The organism is Pseudomonadales bacterium, from assembly GCA_024234615.1.
Classification (GTDB): domain Bacteria; phylum Pseudomonadota; class Gammaproteobacteria; order Pseudomonadales; family IMCC2047; genus JAJFKB01.
The window spans coordinates 1,402,756-1,425,309 of record JACKNY010000001.1; the positions used below are offsets into that span (position 1 = coordinate 1,402,756).

The 22,554-nt window shown below is 47.4% G+C and carries 20 protein-coding genes; 16 read left to right on the top strand and 4 right to left on the bottom strand.

The window, feature by feature from the left end:
- Positions 1-34: 34 nt before the first annotated feature.
- Positions 35-1,312 (bottom strand): citrate (Si)-synthase, encoded by a 1,278-nt coding sequence (gene gltA, locus H6995_06450; protein ID MCP5214627.1) that lies wholly within the window; start codon positions 1,310-1,312, stop codon positions 35-37.
- Between the two features lie 465 nt (positions 1,313-1,777).
- Here gltA and sdhC point away from each other — a divergent pair, with 465 nt between their 5' ends.
- From sdhC to H6995_06500, 10 genes are all read left to right on the top strand, one after another.
- Entirely contained in the window at positions 1,778-2,152 is a 375-nt protein-coding gene (gene sdhC / locus H6995_06455; GenBank protein MCP5214628.1) for a succinate dehydrogenase, cytochrome b556 subunit, read from the top strand.
- Positions 2,146-2,514 carry a succinate dehydrogenase, hydrophobic membrane anchor protein gene (gene sdhD, locus H6995_06460; protein ID MCP5214629.1) on the top strand — a complete coding sequence of 123 codons (369 nt, stop codon included), beginning with the start codon at positions 2,146-2,148 and terminating at the stop codon, positions 2,512-2,514. The genes sdhC and sdhD overlap by 7 nt, the downstream gene beginning before the upstream one ends.
- Before the next feature lie 3 nt (positions 2,515-2,517).
- Positions 2,518-4,290 carry a succinate dehydrogenase flavoprotein subunit gene (locus H6995_06465; GenBank protein MCP5214630.1) on the top strand — a complete coding sequence of 591 codons (1,773 nt, stop codon included), beginning with the start codon at positions 2,518-2,520 and terminating at the stop codon, positions 4,288-4,290.
- A gap of 51 nt (positions 4,291-4,341) precedes the next feature.
- Entirely contained in the window at positions 4,342-5,046 is a 705-nt protein-coding gene (locus tag H6995_06470) for a succinate dehydrogenase iron-sulfur subunit (GenBank protein MCP5214631.1), read from the top strand.
- Positions 5,047-5,252: 206 nt separating this feature from the next.
- A complete protein-coding gene (locus tag H6995_06475; GenBank protein ID MCP5214632.1) occupies positions 5,253-8,084 on the top strand; it encodes a 2-oxoglutarate dehydrogenase E1 component in 2,832 nt (943 codons plus the stop codon).
- A 29-nt stretch (positions 8,085-8,113) separates the two neighbouring features.
- On the top strand, positions 8,114-9,316 hold the full coding sequence (gene odhB / locus H6995_06480; protein ID MCP5214633.1) for a 2-oxoglutarate dehydrogenase complex dihydrolipoyllysine-residue succinyltransferase: 1,203 nt from the start codon (positions 8,114-8,116) through the stop codon (positions 9,314-9,316).
- 24 nt (positions 9,317-9,340) lie between these two features.
- A complete protein-coding gene (lpdA, locus tag H6995_06485; protein MCP5214634.1) occupies positions 9,341-10,777 on the top strand; it encodes a dihydrolipoyl dehydrogenase in 1,437 nt (478 codons plus the stop codon).
- A gap of 145 nt (positions 10,778-10,922) precedes the next feature.
- Positions 10,923-12,086 carry an ADP-forming succinate--CoA ligase subunit beta gene (gene sucC, locus H6995_06490; protein MCP5214635.1) on the top strand — a complete coding sequence of 388 codons (1,164 nt, stop codon included), beginning with the start codon at positions 10,923-10,925 and terminating at the stop codon, positions 12,084-12,086.
- 2 nt (positions 12,087-12,088) lie between these two features.
- Positions 12,089-12,961 carry a succinate--CoA ligase subunit alpha gene (sucD, locus tag H6995_06495; protein MCP5214636.1) on the top strand — a complete coding sequence of 291 codons (873 nt, stop codon included), beginning with the start codon at positions 12,089-12,091 and terminating at the stop codon, positions 12,959-12,961.
- Positions 12,962-13,119: 158 nt separating this feature from the next.
- On the top strand, positions 13,120-13,764 hold the full coding sequence (locus tag H6995_06500; protein MCP5214637.1) for a class I SAM-dependent methyltransferase: 645 nt from the start codon (positions 13,120-13,122) through the stop codon (positions 13,762-13,764).
- A gap of 15 nt (positions 13,765-13,779) precedes the next feature.
- Here H6995_06500 and H6995_06505 read toward each other — a convergent pair whose 3' ends face one another.
- Positions 13,780-14,772, bottom strand: coding sequence for an AraC family transcriptional regulator (locus H6995_06505; GenBank protein MCP5214638.1), 993 nt, complete (start codon positions 14,770-14,772; stop codon positions 13,780-13,782).
- A gap of 245 nt (positions 14,773-15,017) precedes the next feature.
- Here H6995_06505 and H6995_06510 point away from each other — a divergent pair, with 245 nt between their 5' ends.
- The 3 genes from H6995_06510 to H6995_06520 all read left to right on the top strand — a co-directional run bounded on the left by H6995_06510 (position 15,018) and on the right by H6995_06520 (position 17,677).
- Entirely contained in the window at positions 15,018-16,112 is a 1,095-nt protein-coding gene (locus H6995_06510; protein MCP5214639.1) for an NAD(P)-dependent alcohol dehydrogenase, read from the top strand.
- A gap of 55 nt (positions 16,113-16,167) precedes the next feature.
- Positions 16,168-16,632 carry a pyridoxamine 5'-phosphate oxidase family protein gene (locus tag H6995_06515; protein MCP5214640.1) on the top strand — a complete coding sequence of 155 codons (465 nt, stop codon included), beginning with the start codon at positions 16,168-16,170 and terminating at the stop codon, positions 16,630-16,632.
- 106 nt (positions 16,633-16,738) lie between these two features.
- The gene (locus H6995_06520; GenBank protein MCP5214641.1) at positions 16,739-17,677 is read left to right on the top strand and encodes a DUF4892 domain-containing protein; all 939 of its coding nucleotides are present in this window, start codon (positions 16,739-16,741) and stop codon (positions 17,675-17,677) included.
- A gap of 4 nt (positions 17,678-17,681) precedes the next feature.
- Here H6995_06520 and folE read toward each other — a convergent pair whose 3' ends face one another.
- On the bottom strand, positions 17,682-18,221 hold the full coding sequence (gene folE / locus H6995_06525; GenBank protein ID MCP5214642.1) for a GTP cyclohydrolase I FolE: 540 nt from the start codon (positions 18,219-18,221) through the stop codon (positions 17,682-17,684).
- A gap of 162 nt (positions 18,222-18,383) precedes the next feature.
- On the opposite strand from folE, the gene prmB reads away from it, so the two are divergent.
- From prmB to H6995_06540, 3 genes are read left to right on the top strand one after another with little or no spacing between them, the layout of a single operon-like run.
- Complete coding sequence (gene prmB, locus H6995_06530; GenBank protein MCP5214643.1) at positions 18,384-19,304, top strand: 50S ribosomal protein L3 N(5)-glutamine methyltransferase; 921 nt, start codon at positions 18,384-18,386, stop codon at positions 19,302-19,304.
- A 32-nt stretch (positions 19,305-19,336) separates the two neighbouring features.
- Positions 19,337-20,440 carry a chorismate synthase gene (gene aroC, locus H6995_06535; GenBank protein ID MCP5214644.1) on the top strand — a complete coding sequence of 368 codons (1,104 nt, stop codon included), beginning with the start codon at positions 19,337-19,339 and terminating at the stop codon, positions 20,438-20,440.
- A gap of 3 nt (positions 20,441-20,443) precedes the next feature.
- Positions 20,444-21,631 carry an MFS transporter gene (locus H6995_06540; GenBank protein MCP5214645.1) on the top strand — a complete coding sequence of 396 codons (1,188 nt, stop codon included), beginning with the start codon at positions 20,444-20,446 and terminating at the stop codon, positions 21,629-21,631.
- On the opposite strand, the gene H6995_06545 is transcribed toward H6995_06540, so the two are convergent.
- Positions 21,575-22,459: a LysR family transcriptional regulator gene (locus H6995_06545; protein MCP5214646.1), complete on the bottom strand. Its 885-nt coding sequence runs from the start codon at positions 22,457-22,459 to the stop codon at positions 21,575-21,577. The two genes, H6995_06540 and H6995_06545, sit on opposite strands and share 57 nt — an antisense overlap.
- Positions 22,460-22,554: the final 95 nt, after the last annotated feature.

The following is a 22,554-nucleotide window of genomic DNA, read 5'->3' on the forward strand; positions in this document are numbered from 1 at the left end:
TTGGCCTTTTTATGTTTGCGCCTAACTCAGGCGGCTATTTTTCAGGATAATCCCGCTGTGGGTGCCCTGTGTATAGCTGGCGTGGGCGGCCAATACGATAGGGCTCGCTGACCATTTCGTTCCAGTGGCTGATCCAGCCAATTGTTCTCGCCAGTGCAAAGATTACGGTGAACATGCTGGTTGGAATGCCTATTGCTCGAAGAATAATGCCTGAATAAAAGTCTACGTTCGGGTAGAGCTTCTTCTCAATAAAGTAAGGGTCTTCCAATGCTACTTTTTCGAGTTTACGGGCAATTCGGAAAAGTGGTTCATCGTCGATACCTAATTCCGCTAGCACTTCGTCACAGGTTTTCTGCATAACGACTGCGCGTGGGTCGTGGTTTTTGTAAACACGGTGTCCGAAACCCATTAAGCGGAAAGGATCGTTTTTGTCTTTTGCTCGTGCTACATATTCATCGACGCGAGACTCATCACCAATCTCCATGAGCATTTGCAGGCAAGCCTCATTGGCGCCGCCATGTGCCGGGCCCCAAAGCGTTGCAATACCCGCTGCAATACAGGCGAAGGGGTTGGCTTGGCTAGAACCAGCTAAACGTACCGTAGAGGTGGAGGCGTTTTGTTCATGATCCGCATGTAGCATAAAAATACGATCCATGGCTTTCGCCAGAATTGGACTGACCTTGTATTCTTCACAGGGTGTCGCAAACATCATGTGTAAGAAATTTGAGGCATAATCGAGATCGTTGCGGGGATAAACGAAAGGTTGGCCTATCGAGTATTTATAAGACATCGCAGCCAGTGTCGGGATCTTCGCAACCAGGCGGTTGGCCGTAATTTCACGGTGCCGAGCATCAGTAATATCCATCGCATCATGATAGAAGGCGGATAGAGCTCCGACGACCCCACACATAATTGACATTGGGTGGGCATCGCGACGGAAGCCTCTGAAAAAGAAGCTCAGCTGTTCATGGGCCATGGTGTGGGTGCCAATGGTTGTAATGAACTCTTTCTTTTCTTCGGCATTTGGTAATTCGCCGTAAAATAGCAGGTAGCAAAGCTCTAGAAAATCAGACTTTTCGGCAAGTTGTTCGATTGGGTAGCCACGATGCAGCAATATGCCTTTGGCGCCATCAATATAAGTGATGGCAGATTCGCAGGCGGCGGTGGAGGTGAAGCCTGGATCAATGGTGAAATAACCATGCGAGCCTAGGTTGCTGATATCAATTACATCGGCACCGAGTGTGCCTGATAAAATTGGCAGCTCAATAGGGTCTTGACCCTCAATAGTAAGGTAGGCCTTCTTGTCAGTCATAAATGAGTTCTCTCTTTCATATCTGCGTACATTGTTTTTCTTGGATTAGTAAAACGGACGCGGAGATAGATGGTATCAATTCGCGGGTGAACAAGTTAATTGGCCCAGTTTGATTTGTCAAACCTAGAAGCGGGATTAATTGATCGGCGGCAATAATTCTATTGTCTTTTATGCTGAGAATTACAAGACGTTATTGTTGTAGGTAACCCTTAATAACTCAAGTGAATGTTTGACATAAACAATGCTTATTTGTTGCTTGAATACATGGCGAAGATCAGCGTTTAAAGGCTTTCCCGCTCACATTGTACGGAATTATTGGGAGAAACAATTTTAATATGATCAATTGCCCGATAATACGCTTGAGCATTGACTAGTGCTTCACTACAATACATGCCCCGTTTGCAGTGGTTTCCGTAAACCGATTGAGTAGTCAATTCCCGATAACCAGCTAAGGCAAAATTAACCGTGAAAGATAATAGACCGGTCAACCTTGATCTCCTTACTATTAAACAACCCCTTCCTGCGATAGCTTCCATTATTCACCGAATTTCTGGGTTGCTGCTTTTTATTTTTGCAGCGCTGTTAATCTGTGCCTTGGATCAGTCGTTAAGCTCCAAAGAAGGCTTCTTGTCGTTACAGGAAACGCTCTCCGGCGGGTTTGTAAAATTTGTTGTTTGGGCTGTTTTGTCAGCCTTGATTTATCATCTGGTGGCTGGAGTTAAGCACTTGTTGATGGATTTTGGAATTGGCGAGACCTTAGAGGGAGGACGGATGGGCGCGAAAATCACCATCGCGGTCTCTGCGGCCTTAATTATTTTGGCAGGGGTAACGATATGGTAACTAACGTAACAAGCTTTGGTCGTAGCGGGCTGTCCGATTGGGTTGTTCAGCGAGTCAGCGCTGTCATTTTAGCCGTCTATACCTTGTTTCTGGTTTATTGGTTTGCGCAGCATCCACAGGTTCAATATGAGCAGTGGAGTGAGTTATTCCAATGTACTAGCATGCGCATTTTTTCACTGTTGGCGCTGCTTTCACTGATTACACACGCCTGGGTCGGTGTGTGGACGATAACAACAGACTATTTGACGCCGCTGTCCTTGGGCAAATACGCAACGGCTGTGAGATTCCTGGTGCAATGCGCCTGTGTCATCACGCTGTTTGTCTATTTGGTTTGGGGTATCGATATTTTGTGGGGTAATTAATACATGACAAATATAAGAACACTCAGTTATGACGGCGTTATTGTCGGCGGCGGCGGTGCAGGCATGCGTGCGGCTTTACAGTTGGCACAATCGGGTTATAAAACAGCGGTTATTACTAAAGTATTTCCAACACGGTCTCATACTGTGTCGGCTCAAGGCGGGATTACCTGTGCGATAGCCAGTGCAGACCCGAATGATGATTGGCGCTGGCATATGTATGACACTGTTAAAGGGTCTGACTATATCGGTGACCAGGATGCCATTGAATATATGTGCAGCGTCGGCCCGGAGACTGTTTTCGAGCTTGAGCACATGGGCTTGCCTTTCTCCCGAACGGAAACGGGCCGAATCTACCAGCGTCCTTTCGGTGGGCAATCCAAAGATTTCGGCCGTGGCGGCCAAGCGGCACGTACCTGCGCGGCAGCGGATAGAACGGGGCATGCGTTGCTACATGCGCTCTACCAGGGTAATTTAAAGAATGAAACGGTATTTTTAAACGAATGGTATGCCACTGATCTGGTGAAAAACCAGGACGGCGCGGTGATCGGTGTTATTGCTATCTGCATGGAAACCGGCGAAACAGCTTATATCAAATCTAAAGCAACGGTGCTGGCTACCGGTGGTGCAGGGCGTATTTATGCCTCCACTACCAATGCGCATATCAATACCGGTGACGGCGTGGGTATGGCGTTGCGCGCTGGTTTCCCCGTGCAGGATATCGAAATGTGGCAGTTCCACCCGACCGGTATTCATGGCGCAGGAGTATTAGTGACGGAAGGCTGTCGCGGTGAAGGCGGCTACCTCATTAACAAAGATGGCGAACGTTTTATGGAGCGTTATGCACCCAATGCGAAGGACTTGGCTGGCCGTGATGTGGTAGCGCGCTCCATGGTGCTGGAAATTCTCGAAGGCCGAGGTTGTGGGCCCAATGGGGATCACGTCTATCTCAAACTCGACCACTTAGGTGAGGAAGTCCTGGAAAGCCGTTTGCCGGGTATTTGTGAGTTGTCACGAACCTTTGCCCATGCCGATCCGGTTAAGGAACCTGTTCCGGTTGTGCCCACCTGTCACTACATGATGGGCGGTATTCCTACTAACGTAAACGGTCAGGCGTTGGCGCCGGACGGTAATGGTAACGATAAGGTAATTGATGGTTTGTTCGCCTGTGGCGAAGTGGCCTGCGTTTCGGTGCATGGGGCCAACCGTTTAGGCGGTAATTCGTTGTTGGACTTAGTGGTGTTTGGTCGTGCTGCCGGTTTGTATATTGAAAAAGCATTGCGCGAAGGTATCGAGCTGCGTAATGCCAGCGAGTCAGATATCGAGCAAGCCCTGAGCCGTTTAGACAGACTGAATAATACCAATGATGGCGAAAATGCAGCGAGTTTGCGCACTGAACTGCAATCCATTATGCAGAATCATTTTGGCGTGTTCCGCAAGGGTGAGTTTATGCAGGCTGGTATTCAGAAGCTGGCTGACCTGCGTCCGCGTATCGAAAATGTCAAGCTCAGTGACAAGAGTAATGCTTTCAATACCGCACGGATCGAAGCATTAGAATTACAAAACTTATTGGAAGTGGCGGAAGCAACGGCTATTACTGCTGAAGAGCGTAAAGAAAGCCGCGGTGCGCACGCTCGTGATGACTACCAAACGCGAGATGATGAAAATTGGTTGTGCCACTCGTTATACTTCCCTGGAGAGAAAACTGTTGCCAAACGTGCGGTTAACTTTGCCCCGAAAACAGTAGAACCTTTTGAGCCGAAAGAACGTACCTATTAATCGAAACTTTTATAGCCAGTCTAAGCAGACTTATAATCGGAACATATTGTTATGTTAACAGTTAGTATTTATCGCTATAACCCTGAAACTGATGCCGCGCCCTACATGCAGGATGTCCAGCTGGATACCGGCGGTAAGGACCTGATGGTATTGGATGTGCTCGAATTGTTAAAGGCGAAGGATGAAACCATTGCTTACCGGCGTTCCTGCCGCGAGGGCGTGTGTGGTTCTGACGGCATGAACATGAATGGCAAAAACGGTTTAGCTTGTATCACACCCTTGTCAGAAACGGTTAAGAATAATAAGTTGGTATTGCGACCGCTACCAGGCTTGCCAGTGGTAAGAGACTTGGTGGTTGATATGACTATCTTTTACAAACAGTATGAGAAGATTAAGCCCTACCTGCTTAACGATACACCGGCACCAGCCATCGAGAGACTGCAGTCGCCAGAAGAGCGCGAGAAGCTGGATGGATTATATGAATGTATCCTTTGTGCCTGCTGCTCAACTGCCTGTCCTTCTTTTTGGTGGAATCCAGATAAATTTGTTGGGCCTTCTGGTTTGTTACAAGCCTATCGTTTTCTGGCTGATAGCCGCGATACCGCAACGCAGGAGCGACTGGCTGATTTGGATGACCCATTCAGCGTGTTCCGTTGTCGAGGAATTATGAATTGTGTGGCGGTCTGCCCAAAGGGTTTAAACCCGACACGAGCGATTGGGCATATCCGTGAAATGTTGTTGCATCAGGCAACCTAGGGTTTCGGAAAAAAGTATTCGCAACAAATATGGAATATTTAAATTGGGTGTTTAGAAACCTTTTAAAAATAACAAGCCGGTCAAATTAAAATAAAAATAAAGATCTCTCATAGGTGCGCGATTGATAGTATCGTCGTTAGTGGTGGGGAGGCCGTAGATGTACTAGTCTATGTGCTAACGATAAATATTTACGACAGGGGTGATCCGTGCACGACACAAATATGAAGCGTATGTGGCAATCCGCACATATGCAGGGCAGCAATCTGGCTTATGTGGAGGAGCTCTACGAGGCCTATTTGTTAAATGCCCAGGCTGTTTCGCAAGAGTGGCGTGACTATTTTGATGCGTTGCCTAAGACGAATGGTTCGGCTCAGCCTGAACCTTCTTATGCGACCATCGAAAAACAGTTTCTTGCGATCGGTAAACAGACGCGCGCCGCTGGCAGCGCAATTACTGATTCAGTCAGCATAGAGCACGAAAAGAAGCAGGTACGGGTATTAAGTATGATACACGCCTATCGTTTTCGTGGTCATCAACGAGCAAACCTTGATCCCTTGGGGTTGATGCGCCGGGAAGAGGTACCTGATCTTAATCTCGCCTTCCATGATTTATCCAGCGACGACCACCATACCGGCTTTCGTTTAGGTTCTTTGTTTTTTGGCCCCAACGTTGCGCCTTTGCATGAAATCGTACGTGATCTCGAAAAAACCTACTGTGGCAGCATCGGCTTTGAGTATATGCACGCAGTCGACACTCGTGTAAAAAGGTGGTTTCAGCAGCGTATTGAGCCGGTTCGTGGCCAGCCTGAGTACAGTCATGAAGTCAAAAAAGATATCCTTTTCTCGCTAACGGCGGCTGAGGGCCTGGAAAAGTATTTGGGGGCCCGTTATCCCGGTACCAAACGCTTTGGTATTGAAGGTGGTGAAAGCCTGATACCAATGATTGAGGAAATGATCAATCGTAGTGCTGCCTATGGTGCGCAGGAAATTGTGATTGGCATGGCCCACCGTGGGCGGCTCAATGTACTGGTGAACATTCTTGGCAAGAAACCCGCAGAGCTGTTCGAAGAGTTCGAAGGTAAGTCAAAAATAAATGGCTCAGGCGATGTTAAGTATCACCAAGGCTTTTCCTCCAATTGGATTACTCCAAGTGGAGAGGTGCATTTAGCGCTGTCGTTTAACCCATCCCATCTTGAAGTTGTTTCTCCGGTTGTCGAAGGCTCGGTGCGGGCGCGTCAGGATCGCCGTGAAGACTTGGATAAAATTGCGGTTGTCCCCATCGTGATTCATGGTGATGCTGCTTTTGCCGGCCAAGGTGTGGTAATGGAAGTTTTCCAGATGTCGCAAACACGCGGCTATCACACCGGTGGTACCGTTCATATTATTTTAAATAATCAGGTTGGGTTTACCACCAGTCGGCGCGAAGATGCGCGCTCAACAGAATACTGTACCGATGTGGCGAAAATGATCGAAGCGCCCATTATTCATGTGAATGGCGACAATCCAGAAGCGGTTATGTTTGCTACGCAGTTGGCCATGGATTACCGGAATGAATTTAAGAAAGATGTTGTTATCGATCTTATCTGTTACCGGAGGCGTGGGCACAATGAAGCGGATGAGCCATCCGCAACGCAGCCGCTGATGTATAAAGTTATCAAAAAGCACCCGACTACCAGAGAGCTTTACGCCGAGCGATTGGCAAAAGAAGGTGTTGTCTCTGTGGAGGAAAGTGATGCTTTGATGGAGCAGTATCGCAATACGTTGGATGCCGGTGGTCATTTGGTAGAGCACTGGGTGAGTGAGCCGGATTTCGCTAAGTTTGTCGATTGGACCCCCTACCTCAATAAAGAATGGACCGCGAAGCACGATACGCGCGTCGATATAGACCGCCTGCGTGCGCTAGGCAAGCTGATTAATACTGTGCCGGAGCACATCAAGGTACAGCGTCAGGTAGCGAAAATTTATAAAGATCGTATGCAAATGATAGAAGGAGAAATCCTGATTGACTGGGGCTGTGCAGAGGCGCTGGCTTATGCAACCTTAATCAATAGTGGGCACCCGGTTCGTCTGACTGGGCAGGACGTGGGCAGGGGCACCTTCTCACACCGCCACGCGGTGTTGCATTCGCAAAAGGATGGTGCGGTTTATGTGCCGTTGCAGAATATCGCTGAGGGTCAGCCGGTATTTGATATATACGATTCGCTACTTTCTGAAATGGCGGTGCTAGGGTTCGAGTATGGTTATGCCTCGACTTCGCCGAAGAGTTTAGTCATTTGGGAAGCCCAGTTTGGGGATTTTGCGAATAATGCACAGGTGGTGATTGACCAATTCATTACCAGCGGCGAGCACAAATGGAGTCGTTTGTGCGGGCTTACCATGTTCTTACCGCATGGATATGAAGGGCAAGGGCCTGAACACTCCTCGGCGCGTTTGGAACGTTTTCTACAACTCTCAGCCGAGCATAATATTCAGGTTTGTCTGCCAACGACACCAGCCCAGGTATTCCATATGCTGCGTCGACAGATTATACGCCCGCTACGTAAGCCGCTGATCGTGATGACTGCAAAGAGTCTGTTGCGACACAAGCATGTTATTTCTTCCTTAGAAGAGCTGGCTGATGGTACTTTCCAAACGATTTTGCCGGAAGTTGAGGCACTTAATCCTGAAAAGGTAAAAAGGGTAATCCTCTGTAGCGGTAAAATTTACTATGAACTGCTCAATCAACGCCAGGAAGATGGTCGAGATGACGTGGCGATTTTGCGGGTGGAGCAAATTTATCCATTTCCTGAAGATGATTTGGCTGAGGCACTTTCCGCGTATCCGAACTTAAATGAATTGACCTGGGTGCAAGAAGAACCATTGAATCAAGGCGTTTGGTACAACTGTAATCACCACATGCGTAATGTCATCGATGTGCTCAAGAATGATGTTGAGTTGACTAAGGTAGCCCGTGAAGCATCAGCCTCGCCGGCTGTTGGCCATATGTCGCTACATCAGCAGCAACAACAAAAAGTGATTACTGATGCACTTAGGTCTTAATAAACATTTAAAGAATGGACGAACTAAAAATGACTATTGAAATTAAAGCTCCCGCTTTTCCCGAATCCATCGCTGAAGGAACGATAGCTACTTGGCACAAGCGTCCTGGCGAAGCGATCAATCGAGATGAACTGATTGTTGATATAGAAACGGACAAAGTTGTCATGGAAGTGGTAGCGCCAGCCGATGGGCAAATATCAAAAATTCTTAAAGAAGAGGGTGACACGATATTAAGTAACGAAGTGATCGCCGAATTTGCCAAGGGTGAAGGTGCAGCGAAATCGGAGGCGCCGCAAGTGCAGGCTAGCGCTGCCGCTGCAGTAACGCCGGAAGTCGCTAAGAGCGAAGCACGCATTGATGAAGCGGTTGCGGGTCCCGCTGCACGTAAATTAATCAGTGAGAATAACTTGGAGCCCTCCAGTATCTCTGCTTCGGGCAAAGCTGGACGCATCACCAAAGAAGATGTACTTACTCATTTAAACCAGCCGCAAACGAGCGCATCGGAAGCACTTGCCGAGCCGCAAGGTGAACGTCCGGAAAAGCGTGTGCCTATGACGCGTCTACGTGCGACCATCGCTGCTAGGCTAGTACAGGCGCAGCAAACAGCGGCGATGTTGACCACCTATAATGAAGTTAACATGCAACCGATAATGGCGCTTAGGACAAAATATAAAGACGAATTCCAAAAGGCGCACAATGGCGTCAAGCTAGGTTTTATGTCGTTTTTTGTCAAAGCCTCGGTGGAAGCCTTGAAACGTTTTCCTGCGGTGAATGCGTCGATTGATGGCAGTGAGATTGTCTATCATGGTTATCAGGATATCGGTGTGGCTGTTTCTACTGAAAAGGGTTTGGTGGTGCCAGTATTACGCAATACTGAAACCATGGGAGTGGCAGATATTGAAGCCAGTATTGCCGCCTATGGAGAAAAAGCCCGGGCAGGAAAGTTGGGAATCGATGAAATGACTGGTGGTACCTTTACCATTTCAAACGGTGGTGTATTTGGTTCTTTGTTGTCGACACCGATACTGAATCCACCGCAAACCGCGATACTTGGTATGCACAAAATTCAAGAACGCCCTATGGCGGTAGAGGGTGAAGTTAAAATTTTACCGATGATGTATTTGGCGCTGTCTTATGATCACCGTATGATAGACGGGCGTGAAGCGGTGCAGTTCCTAGTCACGATTAAGGAACTGCTGGAAGATCCAGCACGCATCTTGTTACAAGTCTAAAACAGAAATCGAGGAAGTTTTCTAATGTCACAAAAGTATGACGTGATCGTTATCGGTGGTGGGCCAGCTGGCTATGTCAGTGCGATCCGTGCTGCCCAGTTGGGGTTGTCCACGGCCTGTATCGATAAATGGTTAGATGCAAAGGGTAAACCAGTTTTGGGTGGTACTTGCCTAAATGTGGGCTGTATACCCTCGAAGGCGCTGTTGGACTCATCCTATAAATATCATGAGACCAAAGTCGGTTTGCAGGTACATGGGATTAGTACAGCGGACGTCACTATTGATGTGCCCGCTATGATAAAGCGCAAGGAAAAAATAATTAGCACCCTCACCACAGGTATTAGTGGCCTGTTTAAAGCCAACGGGGTGACTAGTCTGGCCGGTACCGGAAAACTGTTAGCGGACAAAAAAGTCGAATTTACACCGCATGAAGGTAATGCTGAGATTCTGGAAGCGGAGAATATCATCATTGCCACGGGCTCTGTGCCGGTGGCAATACCGCCAACACCTATTAATGGCGATACTATTGTTGATAATGAAGGCGCACTGGCATTCCAGGAAGTGCCGGACAAAGTCGGTGTGATTGGGGCGGGAGTTATCGGTCTGGAGTTGGGCAGCGTGTGGAAGCGACTTGGTTCTGAGGTGGTTATCCTGGAGGCAATGGAGGAGTTTTTACCTTTGGTCGACGAACAAATCGCCAAAGAAGCACTAAAAATTTGTAAAAAACAGGGGTTGGATATTCGTTTGGGTGCTCGCGTTACTGGCTCCAAAGCGGGTAAGGATTCTGTTACGATTCAGTACACCGATGCTGAGGGTGAGCAGGAATTAAGCGTTAATAAGTTAATCGTATCGGTCGGCCGTCGTCCGTTTACCACGAATGTGCTTGCGCAAGATGCTGGAGTTGAGCTGAACGAGCGTGGTTTTGTGGTTGTGGATGGACAATGTAGAACTGCAGTCGCTGGTGTTTATGCTGTTGGTGATGTGGTACGAGGCCCGATGTTAGCGCATAAAGGCTCGGAAGAGGGGGTTATGGTGGCGGAGCTGATCGCGGGTAAAAAGGCCCAGATCAACTATGACCTGATTCCTTCGGTGATTTATACCCACCCCGAAGTCGCTTGGGTTGGCAAGACGGAACAACAGCTGAAGCAGGAAGGCGTGCCCTATAAAGTAGGCGTGTTTCCATTTGCGGCTAGTGGTCGAGCGCTTGCCGCCAACGATGCAGATGGCATGGTGAAAATAATTGCTCATGAAGAAACAGATCGTGTGCTTGGTCTGCATGTCTTGGGGCCCAGTGCAGGTGATTTGGCTCAGCAGGGTGTTATTGCCATGGAGTTCGGCTCTAGCGCGGAAGATATTGGTTTAATGGTATTCTCGCATCCGACATTATCTGAAGCGGTACATGAGGCAGCGCTCGCAGCGAACGGACATGCGATTCATATGCCTAATCGTAAAAAACGTTAAGTATTTTCTGTAACGTTCTGTAATATAAGTATTTTTAGAGGTTGAATTTTCAAGCTTGCGGATGGTGTAGGCAAAGGTATTGCTAATCATCAGCTCGCAATCAGCTAGGATTTTCATTAGTGTTAATTAAACTTGGTAGAGAAATATGAATTTACACGAGTATCAAGGCAAGCAACTGTTTGCCGAATATGGCTTGCCTGTATCTCAGGGTATAGCAGCGGAAACTGTTCAGGAGGCCGTAGCGGCAGCGGCAACTATCGGTGGCGATAAATGGGTGGTTAAAGCCCAGGTTCACGCCGGTGGACGTGGTAAAGCTGGCGGTGTGGCGCTGGTGACCAGCAAAGCAGAAATCGAAGAATTCTCACGTAAATGGCTAGGTAACCGACTGGTAACCTACCAAACAGATGCCAATGGTCAGCCGGTAAGCCGAATCTTGGTGGAGACCTGTACTGATATCGCGCAGGAATTGTATCTTGGTGCGGTAGTAGATCGTGCTAGCCGCCGTATCGTATTTATGGCGTCGACCGAAGGTGGCGTGGAAATTGAGAAAGTTGCGCATGAAACGCCAGAAAAAATCTTAAAAGCCGTTATCGACCCGTTAGTTGGTGCTCAGCCATACCAAGGACGAGAATTAGCGTTCAAGCTTGGTCTTGAAGGTGTTCAGATTAAGCAGTTCACCCAGATTTTTATGGGCCTTGCCAAATTATTTAAAGAAAAAGATTTAGCGCTGATCGAAGTAAATCCACTAGTCATTACTACAGAAGGTAATCTGCACTGTCTGGATGCTAAAATCAATGTGGATGGCAATGCGCTGTATCGCCAGCCAAAGATCAAAGAGATGCACGACCCCAGTCAGGAAGATGAGCGAGAAGCCAATGCGGCCAAATGGGATCTTAATTACGTGGCCTTGGATGGCAGCATCGGCTGTATGGTCAATGGTGCTGGCTTGGCGATGGGGACTATGGATATCGTCAAGCTGCATGGTGGGTTTCCCGCAAACTTTCTAGACGTTGGTGGCGGTGCGACTAAGGAGCGGGTCACTGAGGCGTTCAAAATCATTCTTTCAGACGACAATGTTAAAGCGGTGCTAGTCAACATCTTTGGCGGTATTGTGCGTTGCGATCTGATTGCCGAAGGCATTATCGGTGCAGTAGAAGAAGTAGGCGTGAAAGTCCCGGTTATTGTGCGTTTGGAAGGCAATAACGCCGATAAAGGATCGGAGCTTTTGGCAAAAAGTGGTTTGAATATTATTGCTGCGAATAGTTTAACTGAAGCGGCTGAGCAAGCCGTGAAAGCAGCGGGGAATTAATAATGAGTATCTTAATCGACAAAAACACCAAAGTAATTTGCCAGGGTTTCACTGGATCGCAGGGTACCTTCCACTCAGAACAAGCCATTGCCTACGGTACGCAAATGGCAGGTGGTGTGACGCCCGGTAAAGGTGGCCAGACACATCTTGGTTTACCAGTGTTCAATACAGTAAGTGAAGCCGTGGCTGGTACTGGTGCCACCGCGTCTGTGATTTATGTTCCGGCTGCATTTTGTAAAGACTCTATTTTGGAAGCGGCTAATGCTGGCGTTGAATTGATCGTTTGTATTACCGAAGGTATTCCAACTCTGGATATGCTAGATGCCAAAGTTAAGTGTGACGAGTTGGGCGTGCGCCTGATTGGCCCTAACTGTCCTGGCGTCATTACACCCGGAGAGTGCAAGATCGGAATTATGCCTGGCCATATTCATTTGCCTGGTAAGGTCGGAATTGTTTCGCGCTCAGGCACACTGACCTATGAAGCAGTGAAACAAACCACAGACCACGGCTTCGGGCAATCTACTTGCGTCGGTATTGGTGGCGATCCAATTCCAGGCTCTAACTTTATTGATATTTTGAAGCTCTTCCAGGACGATGATAAAACCGAAGCAATCGTGATGATTGGTGAAATTGGTGGCACCGCAGAGGAAGAAGCGGCAGCCTTCATCAAAGCCAATGTGACCAAACCAGTGGTTTCCTATATTGCCGGTGTTACCGCTCCTGCGGGCAAGCGCATGGGCCATGCAGGCGCTATTATTTCCGGTGGCAAGGGTACCGCCGACGAAAAGTTTGCAGCGTTGGAAGATGCTGGTGTTAAAACCGTCAGAAGCTTAGCGCAAATTGGTGACGCTTTGGCGGAGATAACTGGCTGGTAACAATCAGCACCCTTTATGATCCAAAAAAGGCAGCCTCGGCTGCCTTTTTTGTTTATAGTTATAATTTTACGGTAATATTAGTTATATTCCTGTCTCGTGAAGCGGTTAATAACGGTTGAGGAATCATAATAGAACTGTGGATTGAGGAGAACAAAAGTATGGGTATTCATGAAGATCACATATTACCCGCGATTATGGACATCGCGCTTGCCGGTCTTAAGGAAGAGCGGGAAGAGATGGTCAGGCGTGCTACAGGGAAGGTATTAGAGGTAGGGGTTGGCAACGGTAGTAATTTGCCGTTCTATACAGAAGCAGCGGAAAAAATAGTTGGCTTAGAGCCCTGTGTGGCGGTGGTTGAGAAAGCGAAAAAAAGACTCGGTAAAATTGCCGATCAGGGTAATTTAAAAATCGCTGTTGATCGTTACGAGTTTGTGATTGGCGGTGGTGAAAGTATGACGTTTGAGGATAACAGCTTTGATACGGCAATCGCCTGTTTAGTTTTTTGTACCATTCCCGATGCTGAGAGCGCTGCGAAAGAAGTCTTTCGGGTGCTTAAGCCGGGTGGGAAATTACTGTTTTTTGAGCATGTCCGATTTCCGGAAGGCAGAATGCAGCGGGTACAGGAATTTATTAATCCTGCCTGGAAGGTGTTCGGTTGTGGTTGTCACCTAAATAGAGATACGGAAGCCGTTTTCAGTAAAGCGGGTTTTGAATTCAAAAATATTGAGCGATACCGAAACCCTAAAATGTCGCCTCCTTTTGCCGCATACATGATTAAAGGTGAAGCGATAAAGCCTTTGTAAGAGGGAGCCTCTGAGCTAACGTTGTCCTGTTTTTGTCTGTAAAGGCGATTCACCAAACAATGTCTTATAGTAGTGGGAAAATTTACTGAGGTGAGTAAAGCCATGGGCAAGAGCGATATCGGTGACACTTAAACCATTGGCAGCGGCGCTCAGCAAGGCGTGCCGGACTTTATAAAGACGCTGATGACGAAGATAGAGGGTGAGGGTGGTATTGAGATAATGTTTAAAGGCATTCTGTAAAGACCTTACGCTTGCTCCGCTGGCGGTAGCTATCTCCGAAATACTGATAGGTTGTTCAAGATTAGCATGAATGTATTCTTGGGCGCGTTTTAAAAAATAGGGCGTAAGCCTGTCAAGGGGACTTTCAAGCTTGTCAGAATGGTTGTGGTTGAACTCGGTTAACAGGAGGTTAACCAGGGCTTCTTCCAAGTGTTTCGATACGGCCGGATGAGCTAAGCCCTGTAAGGGGTTGCGCATATCTTCACAGATGGTTTTTACTAAACGGGCGAAGCTTGCGGCTTGGCCATTGATCAAATAAGCGACAGGAGCGAATTCCAACGGTTGCTTTAATTCGCGATGACTTAGCTGTAACAGTGAGCGGCGGACGGCATCATCAGCAATCCTTATAGTTAATTGCTCAAAGTCGTTTGAAAGTTCGATGTTTAAATGCCGGTTTGGATTCAGCACACAGAAGGTACCTGAATCCGCAATAAACTGTCGGTCACCTTGATCGACCCGAGCTTTTCCGGCAAGGGTAAACATGGCGAGAAATATTTCTTTTGCGGGTGGCGCCTCCACACGTGCTGCCGTTCCGTAGCGTACTAGATTGATGGTGGTGGTACCGAATTGCAGGCTATTGTGCCGGAAGGCAACTGGAAGACTTTTCCCTCGAACGATACTTTGGTTAGGACGAAAAGCGTTTGACATATAAGCGCTAATGCTGGCGGGATCATTGATCTCGAAGCTGGGTGTTTGTGCGAGGGCTGATGAATCTAGGTTAATCGTCATAATCCTAACCTCCTCTATCCCTTATTGGTAGAGGTGTAGCCTAAAAGGATGCAATAATCGTTACCAAAACGCAATCTTTTGCGGAATTGGGCTAGTGTTGGCGTGAGTTTGATATCGGTGCATTGGGATGATGTTTTAGTCTGGCAGTAATATATTGGCTTCAGCAAGCACAGTTTTCTCTTGTGTCAGGCGTAGCTTTTATCAATGCGAGAGATGTTTATCGCATAACACCTTGAGGAGGATTTATGGAGATCGTGGCAGCAGTAGTCAGAGAAAAGTCTGGAACATTCGAAGTGGAGGCGTTAGAAATTGAAGCACCTCGATCCAATGAGGTGCTGGTGCGTATCGTGGGTGTTGGCGTTTGTCATACGGATTTGAGCTGCCGCGATCAAATGTATCCGGTGCCGTTCCCTTCGGTGCTCGGGCATGAGGGTGCCGGTGTTGTTGAGGCCGTCGGCGAAAATGTGACTAAGGTACAACCCGGAGATCATGTGGTTTTAAGTTACCGCTCCTGTGGTGAGTGCCGTAATTGTCAGAAGGACGATCCCAGCCATTGTCTAAGAATATTCGAATGTAATTTTTCTGGTACGCGTGATGACGGTTCCTGTACTTTGCATAAGGGTAGTGAAATTTTGCACGGCAATTTTTTTGGGCAATCCTCATTTGCGAGTTACGCCTTAGCAACTGAAGCGAACACCATTAAGGTTAATAAAACTGCACCTCTGGAACTGCTTGGTCCATTGGGCTGCGGCATTCAGACCGGCGCGGGCGCGGTGATGAATTCGCTACAACCGGAAGCAGGGGAGAGTCTGGTCGTTTTTGGCTGTGGTTCAGTTGGCTTGTCGGCGGTAATGGCGGCAAAAATAGAGGGTTGCGAACCGATTATTGCAGTGGATTTAAATGAAGAAAGACTCGCTTTAGCGCTCTCCTTGGGGGCAACCCATAGCATTAATCCAATGCAAGTTGATGTAGTCGAAAAAGTTGTTGATATTACTAACGGTGGTGCTGATTATTCACTCGAATGCACCGCTTCCCCGCAGGTTTTCCGGCAGGCCGTGGATTGTCTGTGTGTGACAGGTGTTTGTGGATTAGTTGGCGCCGCGCCGATGGGGACGGAAGTTTCTCTCGATATGAACAGCATTATGTTTGGTCGCACCGTGAAAGGAATTATCGAAGGAGATAGTATTCCTGATGTGTTTATACCTAAAATGGTGGAGCTGTATCTTGAAGGTGTTTTCCCGATTGATCGCTTAATCAGTTTTTACTCATTGGCAGAGATAGATCAGGCGGTTGCTGACTCAGAACAGGGTAAGGTCATTAAAGCAGTATTACGTCCCTGATGAGCTGAAATATTCTTAGCGATTAATATAGAGACTAATAAAATAGGAGTATGCAATGCACAGAGAACATCCGCTTCCGCTTTGTCATACCAGCGCCTGGGCTATCGATAAAATTCAGTCCTATTTGAGTTCAGCCGTTATTCCAATCAGGCTCGCTTGTAATGATCGGGATGGGTTTCCACTGGTGTGTTCGCTTTGGTATCTCTATCGCGATGGTTATTTCTGGTGCGCGGTTCATAAAAACTCAAAAGTCTGCAAATTACTTTCTTACAATGCCAAGTGTGCGTTTGAAGTAGCGTCAAATGAAATGCCCTATAAAGGCGTTCGTGGTCAAGGGGTAGTGAGTTTATTGCACGATGAAGCTGGCATTGTGCTGCCAAATTTGATTGATAGATATTTGGCTGAAAAGAACCAGAAACTCAGAAATTGGCTGTTAAGCCGTGTTGATCAGGAGCTTGCCATCCGGATAGAGCCGACTTGGCTTACTTCCTGGGATTTTAGTGCGCGGATGTCTGGATAGATTTCAATAAAATATGCGGTTTTTTCTTCTAGTCTTTGGTTATCGCTGCGATCTGTGTTAGAAATGCGTCATGAACTTTGGCAACATCGGCGCAATTTAATCTACTATGACAAAAACGCTCGCAGTTAGACTCGTTATCTCTCTCATTGGTTTATTCTTTCATCAAATGTTGGCTGCTTTTGACCTGTCCGAAGATGTGGCCGGGGCCTCAGATTATGCAGGAATCAACCGCTACCCAGGCGCTAAAATTGAGCAGTATAGCAGCTCCCAGCAGGTTAATTACGCTTTGGTATTGGGCAAATTAAAAAGGGTGAACAATGAATTAGCACCGGAGTATGTCAAACATCTTAACGGACGACTTACCCGAATCACTTATAGAATTCCAGAAGGATACTCGTCACTGGCGGCCTTTCAGTATTACGCCAGTCAACTGGCGTCAGCGGAACTGTTGTTTAATTGCGCTGCTAGAGAGTGTGGAAGCAGCAGTTACTGGGCAAATGAGATTTTTAAAATTTCAATACTCTATGGGCCTGATCATGATCAGCATTACTCGGTCTTCAGAATTAAGCTGGATGATAAAGAGTTGTTGGTTGTTCTCTATAGCATTATGCGCGGTAATAAGCGTGTCTATGTCCATTTGGATTTGTTAGAAACAAAATTAAACCGAACGCAAGATTTGAGTATCAATCCGGATGCGTTGTTAAAAAGTCTACGGCAAAACAAACACCTATCCCTTGTCGAATTGGTATTTAATGAACAGGATGAGTTGGAACAGGAGTCAGTTGCATCGCTCAATACCTTGGTTAAAGCGTTGAATAAAAATATTCGTCTGAAGCTCTATGTGGTCGGACACCTCAATTCAACCGGAACGCTGGATACCTTGGTGGCAAGGTCACTCAAACGTGCCGTCTCAGTGAAGCAGGCGTTGACGAGTCTGGGTATCGAAGAAGCCAGACTAGAAGCGCGCGGCATCGGGCCGTTAGCGCCAATGGGCAATGCCGCTAAAGAGCCCAGCCGTATTGAGTTAGTGTTACAAGGCGATTAGACGGTTAGCTGATCAAAGCGAGAAATTCACTGCGAGTCGACGCATTATTCCTGAAAGCGCCTAGCATCGCAGATGTTTTCATGACAGAGTTTTGCTTCTCAACCCCACGCATCATCATACACATGTGTTGGGCTTCAATAATCACCGCAACACCTTTAGCATTCGTGACCTGTTTGATTGTTTCTGCAATTTCCTGGGTTAACTTTTCCTGAATCTGCAAACGGCGGGCGAACATATCAACCACGCGTGCTACTTTCGATAGTCCCAACACCTTTCCTTGTGGGATGTAAGCAACATGGCATTTACCAATAAAGGGCAGCAGGTGGTGTTCGCACAGAGAGTAAAGCTCGATATCCTGTACAATCACCATTTCATCGGAATTTGAGTCAAATAACGCGCCATTTACCACATCGGTAATATTTTGGGTATAGCCGCGGTTGAGAAAGGCGAAGGCCTTTGCTGCTCGGGCGGGGGTGTCTTTTAAGCCATCTCGCGTTAGGTCTTCGCCTATTGACTCGATGATTTTTGCAAAATGCTCTTCCATCAATAAATCCTGTTTAGTCAAAAATATTACCCTACGACATGGCAGCAGGCAGGTAAAGCGCTTTATTTCGATTGTTTATTAATTTGCATGCAATAAGCAGGATATTTGTAACGAGATTGGTTAGAATTGCTGGACATTTCTTACCTTGGATGCCCAGTGAGCCTGACAAAAAATCAACCAAATTTCCCGCTCGATGAACTCCACACCTTGCGTGATTATATTCGCTGGACCGCTAGTTATTTTAATCAGGCGAAGGTGTTTTTTGGGCACGGCACTGATAATGCCTGGGATGAGGCGGTTCTGCTAGTGTTTGGTTGTTTGCACCTGCCTTGGGACACAGATCATACGGCGATGGATGCGCGACTGACACGGCAGGAAAAAGAAAATATCTGTCGTGTTGTCGTAAGAAGAGTGAACGAAAGAATACCACTGGCTTACCTGACCAATGAAGCCTGGTTTGCTGGCTTGCCCTTTTATGTTGATGAGCGGGTGTTGATTCCGCGATCGCCCATCGCGGAACTCATCGAGCGTGGTTTTACGCCTTGGTTATGTGGTGATGAGGTACACCAGATTTTGGACCTTTGTACCGGTAGCGGTTGTATCGGAATTGCCTGTGCCATGGCCTTCCCAGAATCTGAGGTTGACCTTTCCGATGTGTCTGAGGATGCGCTCGCGGTGGCCGGAATTAATATCCGCAACCATCATCTGGAAAAACGCGTGTCGCTTTACCAGTCAAATTTGTTTAATGAGCTTCCTCTGAAAGGCTATGATTTAATTGTTAGTAATCCGCCCTATGTGGACGCACAGGATTTTGCCGACATGCCAGAAGAATACAAACACGAGCCACAGCTCGGTCTTTCTGCTGGCGCTGATGGCTTGGATTGTATTCGAGAAATTTTAAGAAAAGCTGGTGACTATTTAACCGAATATGGCGTTTTGGTTGCAGAGGTAGGTAACTCTGAGGCCGCATTGCGCAAAGCCTGTGAAGGTGTGCCGTTTTTATGGTTGGATTTTGAGCGGGGAGGGCATGGTGTATTTGTGCTCACGGCGGCTCAATTAAAACAATATAAGTCACTTTTTTAACAAACAGTATCAGCAAATAGTTTTGGAAATCTATGTCCGGTAATACGATAGGTAAATTATTTACAGTAACCAGCTTCGGTGAAAGCCATGGTCCTGCATTAGGGTGCATTGTGGATGGTTGTCCACCTGGATTGGAAATTTCAGCGGCAGATCTACAACGGGATTTGGATCGACGCAAACCAGGTACATCGCGTTTTACGACTCAGCGCAGAGAAGCTGATGAAGTAAAAATTCTATCTGGTGTGTTCGAGGGTAAAACCACAGGAACACCGATAGGGATGGTCATTGAAAATACGGATCAGCGTTCGGCTGATTATTCCAAAGTAATGGATCGTTTTCGCCCTGGTCACGCCGATTACACCTATACACAAAAATATGGGTTTCGGGATTATCGAGGCGGTGGTCGTGCCTCCGCACGAGAAACGGCAATGCGTGTTGCCGCTGGAGCCATTGCGAAAAAATATCTGGCCGAAAAACTAGGCGTTAGCGTGCGTGGTTATCTATCGCAGTTGGGCCCTATCACAATGGATAAGGTGGATTGGGGTGTAGTTGAAACCAATCCTTTTTTCTGCCCGGATGCCGATAAAATTCCTGAGTTAGAAAAATATATGGATGCATTACGCCGTGAAGGTAATTCTGTGGGCGCAAAAATTACGGTCATTGCCAGCGGTTTACCTCCGGGGTTAGGCGAGCCGGTATTTGATCGCCTTGACGCCGATATCGCTCACGCCCTCATGAGCATTAATGCGGTGAAAGGCGTGGAGCTGGGCGCGGGCTTTAAATCGGTAGCGCAGAAGGGCACCGAGCACAGAGATGAAATGACGCCGCAAGGCTTTTTGTCTAATAACGCAGGAGGTGTCTTAGGCGGAATTTCGACAGGTCAGGATATCGTCGCTCACATTGCCCTAAAGCCGACATCCAGCATCACCATCCCAGGTCGCACCATTGACCTCAATGGCAATGCCGTTGAAGTCGTCACAAAAGGACGCCATGATCCTTGTGTCGGCATTCGTGGCACTCCCATTGCTGAAGCAATGCTGGCTATTGTGCTGATGGACCACCTGCTTCGCAATAGAGGGCAAAACAGCGATGTAACGCCAGGCGCACCGGTTATTCCGTCCTCAACCGATCAATAACTCATGCCAGGATGTGACGCCTCCTCCACAGGGCACAAGGTGCCCTATTGGCCGCTTTCCCGCTTTTATTTTTTTTACTTCGCGGCTCTTGGTGCAATGCTGCCTTATTGGAGCCTGTTTCTCAAAGATTTAGGTTTTGATGCGAAACAGATTGGGTGGCTGATCGCCGTTATGTCCTGTACGCGTATTGTGGCCCCAAATATTTGGGGTTGGCTGGCCGACAAAACTAATCAACGGCTTTACATCATTCGTGTTGGTGCCAGTTTAGGGTTTCTTTTCTTCCTCGGCATTTTTATCTCTCATAGTTTTATTTGGTTAGCCATAGTTATCTTTTGCTACAGTTTCTTTTGGAATGCCATATTAGCTCAGTTCGAAGTGATCACCTTGACACACTTGGCTGATAAGCGCAGCACTTACAGCCATGTCCGGCTCTGGGGCTCTATTGGCTTTATTGGAGCTGTTGCGTTGATGGGCGTTATTTTTGACTACCTTAATATTAGGTATTTACCCCACGCGATTGCTTTTTTTATGCTGATGATTTGGCTTAGTACAGTCTGGGTAAAAGAGAGACCGGCTCAGACTGATTTGGAAGCAACTCAGGGGTTGTGGGAAATTGTTAAGCAACCGGCGGTCGTTGCATTTTTTCTTGTTTCATTTTTGTTGCAGATATCACACGCGCCTTATTATGTCTTTTTCAGTATCCACTTAGAGGAATATAGTTACAGCCGCGCACTCATCGGGCAATTGTGGGCCTTGGGGGTGTTGGCAGAAGTTGTGATATTTATTTATATGCACCGAATCATGCGGAGCTACAGCCTACGCACTATTTTTCTCATTAGTTTTTTTATTACCGCTATGCGTTGGTTAATCATTGCTTATTGCACCCAGTATTTAGGGTTAGTGATTCTGGCGCAATGCGCCCACGCCTTTAGTTTTGGCGCTTTGCATGCGGCCGCCATCGAAGTGGTGCATCGTTATTTCGGCGGAGGTCATGAAGGGCAGGGACAAGCTTTGTATAGCTCCTCGAGTTTCGGTGCTGGTGCGGCGGTTGGGGCTGTGTTAAGTGGCTACTTATGGGCGAATATGGGGGCAAGAGGAACCTTTGCTATGTCAACGGCGGTTTGTCTGCTAGCGTTAGTCATTGCTTTCATCAGTTTCCGAACGCAAGAGTTCCAAAAAAGCGATAGCTGAATTGGAGAGGGTGCGATCTCGGTGGTAGATGGCGCCTAGGTTTCGGCATAGAGAAACGCCTTCTACTTCCAATATTTTCAGTTTCGAGTCGACCAAGGTAAGCGGTAACAGACTCCAGCCCAAGCCAATACTGACCATCATATGGATGGTTTCCAAGTAATTAGTGCACATACTAACCCTTAGCTGGACGTGGTTTTCCTCAAATAGTGTTTTTGTCATAGCACCTGTGAAGGTGTTCAGCTCAGGGAGAATAGCGCCATACATCGCAAAGTCTCTGAGCGTTACTTTTTGCTTTTTTGCTAAAGGATGATCCAGAGCAGCAACGAAATACAGGGGATCGGGCCAGACCTCTTGTGTTTTGATCTTATCAACAGGCTCCTCCGCAAGCGTGGTCAAAGCGAGCTCTGTTTTGCCTTGTAATACCTCGTCATAGGCAGTCTCTGACGCTAGAAAGCGGATATCTAGGCTGACCTCTGGGTATAGATCAGAAAAGCGCTTTAACACGGGCGGTAGTCTGTGCAGCCCCAGATGATGACTGATTCCCATATTTAATACGCCTGTTATTGTGCCCGACAGATTGGTTAGACTGCGTTTGGCATCCTCAATGTCAGCTAAAATTGTAATGGCGCGAGGTAGTAGGTTGGCACCTGCTTCCGTCAGAGCGACGCGACGCCCAATCCGGTCTATCAGGCGCAGACCGAGTTGATTTTCTAACATCGCGATTCTTTTACTGACGGCGGGTTGGGTAATGTGGAGAAGATCAGCCGCTAGCGAAAAAGATCCGGTTTCGGCGACCTGAATAAAGGCGTTGAGAGTATGAATATCCATGTGGTGTTAGATTCTCTCTTCGGTTCTTCGCTTGTATAAATAATTTAATTCCTATTTGGAATCAAAACTATAAAAAATATGAATTTGTGTTATCT